At 60.5% G+C, this 9,435-nt stretch carries 7 protein-coding genes; all 7 read left to right on the top strand.

What is annotated here, in order from left to right; genetic code table 11:
• On the top strand, window positions 1-1,340 hold a 1,340-nt coding region (gene leuC / locus ACRESJ_RS01135), incomplete at its 5' end, for a 3-isopropylmalate dehydratase large subunit (protein WP_431756233.1).
• A gap of 11 nt (window positions 1,341-1,351) precedes the next feature.
• Entirely contained in the window at window positions 1,352-1,996 is a 645-nt protein-coding gene (gene leuD, locus ACRESJ_RS01140; RefSeq protein ID WP_431756234.1) for a 3-isopropylmalate dehydratase small subunit, read from the top strand.
• 154 nt (window positions 1,997-2,150) lie between these two features.
• A complete protein-coding gene (locus ACRESJ_RS01145) occupies window positions 2,151-2,918 on the top strand; it encodes a class I SAM-dependent methyltransferase (RefSeq protein WP_431756235.1) in 768 nt (255 codons plus the stop codon).
• Window positions 2,919-2,983: 65 nt separating this feature from the next.
• Window positions 2,984-4,066 carry a 3-isopropylmalate dehydrogenase gene (gene leuB, locus ACRESJ_RS01150; RefSeq protein WP_431756236.1) on the top strand — a complete coding sequence of 361 codons (1,083 nt, stop codon included), beginning with the start codon at window positions 2,984-2,986 and terminating at the stop codon, window positions 4,064-4,066.
• Between the two features lie 67 nt (window positions 4,067-4,133).
• Window positions 4,134-5,246 carry an aspartate-semialdehyde dehydrogenase gene (asd, locus tag ACRESJ_RS01155; RefSeq protein WP_431756237.1) on the top strand — a complete coding sequence of 371 codons (1,113 nt, stop codon included), beginning with the start codon at window positions 4,134-4,136 and terminating at the stop codon, window positions 5,244-5,246.
• A gap of 260 nt (window positions 5,247-5,506) precedes the next feature.
• Window positions 5,507-6,517, top strand: a complete 1,011-nt coding sequence (locus ACRESJ_RS01160; RefSeq protein WP_431756238.1) for an aspartate-semialdehyde dehydrogenase — start codon at window positions 5,507-5,509, stop codon at window positions 6,515-6,517.
• Window positions 6,518-6,628: 111 nt separating this feature from the next.
• Window positions 6,629-9,343: a FimV/HubP family polar landmark protein gene (locus ACRESJ_RS01165; protein ID WP_431756239.1), complete on the top strand. Its 2,715-nt coding sequence runs from the start codon at window positions 6,629-6,631 to the stop codon at window positions 9,341-9,343.
• Window positions 9,344-9,435: the final 92 nt, after the last annotated feature.

Below are 9,435 nucleotides of genomic sequence, written 5' to 3' on the forward strand. Positions count from 1 at the left end.
ACATCGATCGTCACATCATCCATGAAGTGACCTCGCCGCAAGCCTTCGAAGGCCTGCGTCTGGCCGGGCGCAAGCCATGGCGCATCGATGCCAACATCGCGACCCCGGACCACAACGTACCGACCACTCCTGAGCGCAAGGGCGGCATCGAAGCCATTGCCGACGAGGTGTCGCGTTTGCAAGTCCAGACCCTCGACGATAACTGTGATGAATACGGCATCGTCGAATTCAAGATGAATGACGTCCGCCAGGGCATCGTCCACGTCATCGGCCCGGAGCAGGGCGCTACCTTGCCGGGCATGACCGTGGTCTGCGGTGACTCCCATACCTCGACCCATGGCGCATTCGGCGCACTGGCTCACGGTATTGGCACTTCCGAAGTCGAGCACGTGCTCGCCACCCAGTGCCTGGTCGCCAAAAAAATGAAGAACATGCTGGTCTCCGTCGAGGGCCAATTGCCGTTCGGCGTGACCGCCAAGGACATCGTCCTGGCTGTGATCGGCAAGATTGGCACCGCCGGCGGAAACGGCCACGCCATCGAGTTCGCCGGCAGCGCGATTCGCGACCTGTCCGTCGAAGGCCGCATGACCATCTGCAACATGTCCATCGAGGCTGGCGCTCGCGTAGGCCTGGTGGCGGCTGACGAAAAGACCGTGGCCTACGTGAAAGGCCGTCCTTTCGCTCCAAAAGGCGCGGAATGGGACTTGGCTGTCGAGGCCTGGAAAGACCTCGTATCCGACGCCGATGCCGTGTTTGACACTGTGGTCGAACTCGACGCGACCCAGATCAAGCCGCAAGTCAGCTGGGGTACCTCGCCTGAGATGGTCCTGGCCGTTGATCAGAGCGTGCCGGATCCTGCCAAGGAAATGGACCTGGTCAAGCGTGGTTCCATCGAGCGCGCCTTGAAGTACATGGGTTTGACCGCCAATCAGGCGATCACCGACATCCAGTTGGACCGCGTATTCATTGGCTCCTGCACCAACTCGCGGATCGAAGACCTGCGCGCTGCGGCAGTGATTGCCAAGGGCCGCAAAGTGGCCTCGACCATCAAGCAGGCCATCGTGGTGCCGGGCTCGGGCCTGGTGAAGGCGCAGGCCGAATCCGAAGGCCTGGACAAGATTTTCCTCGAAGCCGGTTTCGAATGGCGCGAGCCGGGTTGCTCGATGTGCCTGGCAATGAATCCGGACCGTTTGGAGTCCGGCGAGCATTGCGCGTCGACCTCCAACCGTAACTTCGAAGGCCGTCAGGGCGCCGGTGGTCGTACCCACCTCGTCAGCCCGGCCATGGCCGCCGCCGCCGCTGTGAACGGTCGTTTCATCGACGTCCGTGAATTGATCTAAAGGAGCGCAGCATGAAAGCTTTTACCCAGCACACTGGTCTTGTTGCGCCTTTGGATCGTGCCAACGTCGACACCGATCAGATCATTCCAAAGCAGTTCCTGAAGTCGATCAAACGCACCGGTTTCGGTCCGAACCTGTTCGACGAGTGGCGCTACCTCGACGTGGGCCAACCGTACCAGGACAACTCCAAGCGCCCGCTGAACAAGGACTTCGTCCTCAACGCCGAGCGTTACCAGGGCGCCAGCGTATTGTTGGCACGCGAGAACTTCGGTTGCGGCTCCAGCCGTGAACACGCGCCATGGGCGCTGGAAGAATACGGTTTCCGCAGCATCATCGCGCCGAGCTATGCCGACATCTTCTTCAACAACAGCTTCAAGAACGGCTTGCTGCCGATCATCTTGAGCGATGAAGAAGTCGATGAGCTGTTCAAGCAGGTCGAGGCCGATCAGGGCTACCAGTTGCAGATCGATCTGCAAGCCCAGACCGTCACCCGTCCGGATGGCAAGGTGCTGAGCTTTGAAATCGATGCGTTCCGCAAACACTGCTTGCTCAACGGTTTGGACGATATTGGCCTGACCTTGCAGGACGGCGATGCGATTGCGACGTTCGAGGCCAAGCATCGCGCTAGCCAGCCTTGGTTGTTTCGCGACGCGTGATTGATCTGAAATTGATGTAGGCAGGGCTGGCCCCATCGCTGGCAAGCCAGCTCCCACAGGGTTTTGTGGTGTTCATAGAACCTGTGGGAGCTGGCTTGCCAGCGATGAGGCCGGTACAGACACCACAAGACTCAACCCCAAAAAGGAAGTCCCCATGACCAGCACCGCCCAGCACAGTCAGGTAGTCCAGAAGCAATTCGGAGAACAGGCCGCGGCCTACCTGAGCAGCGCCGTTCACGCTCAAGGCACCGAATTCGCTCTGCTACAGGCTGAAGTGGCGGGGCAGGGTGATGCCCGGGTTCTGGACCTGGGGTGCGGCGCCGGCCACGTGAGTTTTCACGTGGCCTCGCAGGTGAAGGAAGTGGTGGCTTACGACCTGTCGCAGCAAATGCTCGACGTGGTTACCGCTGCCGCCGTCGATCGTGGCCTGAGCAATGTCTCCACGGTCAATGGCGCGGCCGAACGCCTGCCCTTCGCCGACGGTGAGTTCGACTTCGTGTTCAGCCGTTATTCGGCGCACCACTGGAGCGATCTCGGCCTGGCCCTTCGCGAGGTGCGTCGGGTATTGAAACCTGGCGGTGTCGCGGCGTTCATCGATGTGTTGTCACCGGGCAGCCCGTTGTTCGACACTTACCTGCAAAGCGTCGAAGTGCTGCGCGACACCAGTCACGTACGCGATTATTCCGCTGGCGAGTGGTTGCGGCAGGTCAGCGAGGCGGGATTGCATACCCGCAGTGCCACCCGTCAGCGCCTTAGACTGGAGTACAACAGCTGGGTTGAGCGCATGCGCACACCGCAGGTGATGCGCGCGGCAATCCGCCAATTGCAGCAGTCGATGGGCAACGAAGTACGCGAATATTTTGAGATTGAAGCCGATGGTTCGTTCAGTACCGATGTATTGGTGCTGATGGCTGAGCGATAAGGGTTTCAAGAAAGACTTTTTCCGGGTGCGCCCAAGGGCGCACCGACTGATGACATGAGGAAAGCATGAGCAAGCAGATTCTGATTCTCCCAGGTGACGGTATTGGCCCGGAAATAATGGCCGAAGCGGTCAAGGTGCTGGAATTGGCCAGCGACAAGTTCGCCCTGGGCTTCGAGCTGAGCCATGACGTGATCGGTGGCGCCGCCATCGACAAGCACGGCGTGCCACTGGCTGACGAAACCCTGGAACGTGCCCGCGCAGCCGATGCCGTGCTGCTGGGCGCCGTTGGCGGCCCTAAATGGGACACCATCGAGCGTGACATCCGTCCAGAACGCGGCCTGCTGAAAATCCGTGCGCAACTGGGCCTGTTCGGCAACCTGCGGCCGGCGATCCTGTACCCGCAACTGGCCGAGGCTTCCAGCCTGAAACCGGAAATCGTCTCTGGCCTGGATATCCTGATCGTTCGCGAACTGACCGGCGGTATCTACTTCGGCGCGCCACGCGGCACCCGTACCCTGGAAAATGGCGAGCGTCAGTCCTACGACACCCTGCCGTACAGCGAAAGCGAAATCCGTCGCATCGCCCGTGTCGGTTTCGACATGGCCATGGTGCGTGGCAAGAAACTGTGCTCGGTGGACAAGGCCAACGTATTGGCTTCCAGCCAGCTGTGGCGTGAAATCGTCGAGGAAGTGGCCAAGGACTACCCACAGGTCGAACTGAGCCACATGTACGTCGACAACGCCGCCATGCAACTGGTGCGTGCACCGAAGCAGTTCGATGTGATCGTCACCGACAACATGTTCGGCGACATCTTGTCCGACCAGGCCTCGATGCTCACCGGCTCCATCGGCATGCTGCCGTCGGCGTCCCTGGACACCAACAACAAGGGCATGTACGAGCCTTGCCACGGTTCGGCTCCGGACATCGCGGGCCAGGGCATCGCCAACCCGCTGGCGACCATTCTGTCGGTGTCGATGATGCTGCGTTACAGCTTCAACCAGCAGGCCGCGGCGGACGCCATCGAAAAAGCTGTCAGCTTGGTGCTGGATCAAGGTTTGCGCACCGGCGACATCTGGTCGACTGGTTGTACCAAAGTCGGTACGCAGCAAATGGGTGACGCAGTAGTCGCCGCGCTGCAGAATCTGTAATCTCTCTGGCCCGCTGCGATTTAACCCCCGAAAGCAGCGGCCCACTTTTCAAGAAGGTGTAGTTGCGATGAAACGTGTAGGTCTGATCGGTTGGCGCGGTATGGTCGGTTCCGTGCTCATGCAGCGGATGCTGGAAGAGCAGGATTTCGATCTTATCGAGCCGGTGTTTTTCACCACTTCCAATGTCGGTGGCCAAGGCCCGCCCGTGGGCAAGGAGATTGCTCCGCTCAAGGACGCTTACAGCATTGAAGAGCTGAAAACCCTTGACGTGATTCTGACCTGCCAGGGTGGCGACTACACCAGCGAAGTCTTCCCGAAGCTGCGCGAAGCCGGCTGGCAGGGTTACTGGATCGACGCCGCTTCCAGCCTGCGCATGCAGGATGACGCGGTGATCGTGCTGGACCCGGTCAACCGCAAGGTGATCGACCAGCAACTGGACGCAGGCACCAAGAACTACATCGGCGGCAACTGCACCGTCAGCCTGATGCTGATGGGCCTGGGCGGTCTGTTCGAGGCCGGTCTGGTGGAGTGGATGAGCGCCATGACCTATCAGGCGGCGTCCGGTGCCGGTGCGCAGAACATGCGTGAACTGATCAAGCAAATGGGTGCGACTCACGCCTCTGTTGCCGAGCAACTGGCCGACCCGGCCAGCGCCATCCTCGACATCGACCGTCGTGTGGCCGAAGCCATGCGCAGCGATGCGTACCCGACTGAAAACTTCGGCGTACCGCTGGCCGGCAGCCTGATCCCGTGGATCGACAAGGAACTGCCGAACGGCCAGAGCCGCGAAGAGTGGAAAGCCCAGGCCGAGACCAACAAGATCCTCGGTCGCTTCAAGAGCCCGATCCCGGTGGATGGCATCTGTGTACGTATCGGCGCCATGCGCTGCCACAGCCAGGCGCTGACCATCAAGCTGAACAAAGACGTGCCGATGGCCGATATCGAAGGCCTGATCAGCCAGCACAACCCTTGGGTCAAGCTGGTGCCGAACAGCCGCGAGACCAGCATTCAGGAGCTGAGCCCGAACAAGGTCACCGGCACCCTGAACATCCCGGTTGGCCGTCTGCGCAAGCTGAACATGGGTTCGCAGTTCCTCGGCGCTTTCACCGTCGGCGACCAACTGCTGTGGGGCGCGGCCGAACCGCTGCGTCGCATGCTGCGGATCCTGCTTGAGCGTTGATCGACTGAAGCAATGAAAGAACCCGCGCCTTGAAAGAGGTGCGGGTTTTTTTATGCCTGAAAGCCTGACGCCGATCGTTCCCACGCTCTGCGTGGGAATGCCGCCATGGACGCTCTGCGTCCGCTCCTGAGGCTGTGACGCAGAGCGTCGCCGGATGCGTTCCCACGCAGAGCGTGGGAACGATTGGGGAGGGAGCGAATTGCCTGCATGCCACCCACCCGGTAAAGTGCCGCTCCCCCCGTTTCGCCAGAGGTAGAACCATGACCCAGTCCTTTGATATTGCCGTGATCGGCGCCACCGGTACTGTTGGCGAAACGCTCGTGCAGATTCTTGAAGAGCGTGACTTCCCGATTGGCAACCTGCACCTGCTGGCCAGCAGTGAGTCCGCTGGCAGTTCGGTGCTGTATCGCGGCAAGAACACGCGAGTGCGCGAAGTCGATGAGTTCGACTTCGGCAAAGTACAGTTGGTGTTCTTTGCGGCCGGCCCGGCGGTGACCTTGAGTTTTGCTTCGCGCGCCACCGCTGCCGGTTGCTCGGTGATCGACCTGTCCGGTGCCCTGTCGGCCGACCAGGCGCCGCAGGTGGTGCCAGAAGCCAATGCACACAGGCTGGCCGGTCTGAAAAAACCGTTCCTGGTCAGCAGCCCAAGCCCATCGGCCACCACGCTGGCGGTAGTACTTGCACCGTTGCTGGGATTGCTCGATCTGCAACGCATCAGCCTGACGGCGAACCTGGCGATGTCCACTCAGGGGCGTGAAGCCGTAACGGAACTGGCGCGGCAGACCGCTGAGCTGCTCAACATGCGTCCTCTAGAGCCGAAGTTCTTCGACCGGCAGGTGGCTTTCAATGTGTTGGCGCAGGTCGGCAACCCGGACGAACAAGGCCACACGCTGCTGGAAAAGCGTCTGGTGCGTGAATTGCGCCACGTCATGGCGCTGCCGTCACTGAAAATTTCTGTCACTTGCATTCAAGCCCCCGTGTTTTTTGGCGATAGCTTTAGCGTGACCCTACAGTCGGCAAGCGATATCGACCTGGCGAAAGTCAACGCGGCCCTGGAAGACGCGCCCGGCATCGAGCTGGTTGAGGCGGGTGATTACCCGACTCCGGTCGGCGATGCGGTAGGGCAGGATGTGGTCTACGTTGGTCGGGTTCGCCATGGTATCGACGACCTGTCGGAACTAAACCTGTGGCTGACGTCAGATAACGTACGCAAAGGTGCGGCGCTGAACGCTGTGCAGCTGGCCGAATTGTTGATAAAAGACGGTCTGTAAAAGATACTTGGCAACAATTTTTTCGAATAGTTCCGAGGGGCACTTAGCCCTGCGGCAGCGGCAATCATCACCTTCTCGCTGGCCGAGGAATGTTCAAACTAAGGATGAGCTATGGTTCAAGTTCGCAAACTGGTGTTAGCAATAGCGGCCGCCTCGGCGCTGTCCTCCGGTATGGCGCATGCCCTCGGGCTCGGGGAGCTGACCCTGAAATCGACGCAGAACCAGCCGCTGGTGGCGGAAATCGAACTGCTGGACGTCAAGGAGCTCACCGCTGCCGAAGTGGTGCCGAGCCTGGCTTCCCCTGAAGATTTCGCCAAGGCCGGTGTCGACCGCCAGGCGTTTCTCAATGACCTGACGTTTACCCCGGTGCTCAACCCCGGCGGCAAAAGCATCCTTCGTGTGACTTCCAGCAAACCCCTCTCCGAACCCATGGTGAAGTTCCTGGTTCAGGTGATGTGGCCCAACGGTCGGTTGCTGCGCGATTACAGCGTGTTGCTCGATGCGTCAAAATTTTCGCCACAAACCGCTGAGGCGGCTGCGCAACCTGTGCCGACTGGCACTACGCCGGTCACGGGTGCGACCAAGCCTTCCCAGTACACCACCACGTCGCGCGATACCCTGTGGGAAATCGCAGCGAAGGCGCGCAATGGTGGTTCGATTCAGCAGACGATGCTGGCCATCCAGGCGTTGAACCCGGATGCCTTTATCGACGGCAACATCAACCGGCTCAAGACCGGGCAGGTGCTGCGCCTGCCGGATCAGGCGCAAAGCACCGGCCTGCCGCAACCCAAGGCCATTGCCGAAGTGGCCGCACAGAACACCGCCTGGCGCCAGGGCCGTCGCTATGTAGCGAAACCTGGAGCCGGGCAACAGCAGCTCGATGCCACCAATCGTGGTCGCGGTGAAGCGGTTTCCACGCAAGCTGGCCGGGACAACCTGAGCCTGGTGTCCGCCGAGTCCGGCAAGGCGCGTGGCAAAGGTGCGGCAGGCGATGCAAAGGCTTTGAACAACAAGCTCGTTGTCACCCAGGAAAGCCTTGATACGACACGTCGTGACAATGCTGAACTGAAAAGCCGCATTACCGATCTGCAAAGTCAGATGGACAAGCTGCAGCGCCTGATCGAGCTGAAGAACAATCAGCTGGCCAAGCTGGAAGCCGAAGGCGCAGCGGGTGCGCCTGCTGAAGCAGCCGCTCCTGTGATCACCGCAGAACTGGCCGCGAATCCAGCGGCAACCCCCGTCGAAGCAGCTCCAGCTCCAGTAGCGGCAACGCCTGAAGCAGCGCCGGTGCCGGCTGAGCTGCCGGTCGAGACGCCAGCTGCCACCGATGAGCAGAAATTCAACGAATTGCTGACCAATCCATTGCTGTTGGGGTTGGCAGGTGGCGGGGCAGTGGTCGTGTTGCTCTTGCTGTTGTTGCTCGCCCGTCGCCGCAAGGCTCAGCAGGAGGCCGAGAAGCATCTGCGCATGGCCCGTGCCTTGGCCGAAGAACAAGCGTTTGCTGCAGATTTCGACCTGCCGGAAAGCAGCTTCGAAGGTCTGGAAGTTCCGGCTCCCAGCGTGAAGCTGGCGACTGCTCCGGCACCAGCGCCCGCTCCAGCTCCAGCTCCCATTGCGCCAGTTGTGGTTACGCCGCCAATAGCCGCGCCACTGGTGTCTCCAGCCGCCGAACATTCCGACGATGTGTTGAGCAAGGCCCAGTCGCACATCACAGCCGGTCGTCTGAATCAGGCTGCCGCGTTGCTGGAGGAAGGCGTCAAGTTGGAGCCGCAGCGCAGTGAGCTGCGGTTGAAGTTGATGGAAGTCTACGGGCTGCAAGGTGATCGCGATGCCTTTGTGGTTCAGGAGCGTCAGTTGGTGGCCAATGGCGATAATTTCGCCCAGGTCGAAAATCTGAAGAGCCGTTTCCCGGCCATGGCACTGGTAGCAGCAGGCGGTATCGCCGCTGCCGCCGCCGCTGCCGAACTGGATGCCCAATACGTCAAAGACCTGTTGCAGGACGAGCCGCAAGCCCCGGCACCGGCCGAGGACGATTTGGACAGCGCCTTCGACCTGAGCCTGGATGATCTGGATAACATCACTCCAGCCGCTGCTGCACCCGTTTCGGTTCCGGCTGAGGACGACCTGGACAGTGCCTTCGATCTGAGTCTCGATGACTTCGATAGCGTCACCCCGGCAGCCGTTGCGCCAGCGCCGCAACCAGAGGCGGAGCTGGAACCGATTGCGACCCTGGACGAGCTGGAAGATTTCCCGCTGGATGACGATCTGAGCTTCGAGTCGGTGTTGCAGCAGCAGGCCGAGATCAAGGAAAGCCTTGATGACCTGTCGGATTTCGACTTGGACATGGATCTCGGCGCGGATCCTTCGCCAGCAACCCTGGCCGAAGATGATTTTCTGTTGAGCCTGGATGACGACATCAAGGACCTGCCGGCCGCCGAAGCTGCCGCGGCCGCGCCAGCGGTGCCGGACGATCTGGATTTGCCGGCCGATTTCGACTTGTCACTGGCTGACGAGATGGATGCGCCGGATGCACCAGACGCCTTTGCCGCCGAGCTGGATGACGTCAATGCCGAACTGGATCGCCTGTCTCAAAGCATCAGTGAGCCAACGTTCACCGTGGATGACGCTCTGGCTACGGTAGATGACGAGCCGGAATTCGACTTCCTGTCCGGCACCGACGAGGTCGCCACCAAACTTGATCTGGCCCAGGCTTACATTGACATGGGAGACAACGACGGCGCCCGTGACATCCTCAATGAGGTGGTCACCGAGGGTGATGATGGTCAGAAGAGCGAAGCCAAGGAAATGCTTTCACGCCTGGCTTGAATGATCTGATGTAAGCAAAACGGCAGCCCGGTGGGGCTGCCGTTTTTGTTTCTGGCGGTACAAAAGATCGCAGCCTTTGGCAGCTCCTACAG

It is taken from the genome of Pseudomonas sp. (assembly GCF_050739655.1).
GTDB lineage: Bacteria > Pseudomonadota > Gammaproteobacteria > Pseudomonadales > Pseudomonadaceae > Aquipseudomonas.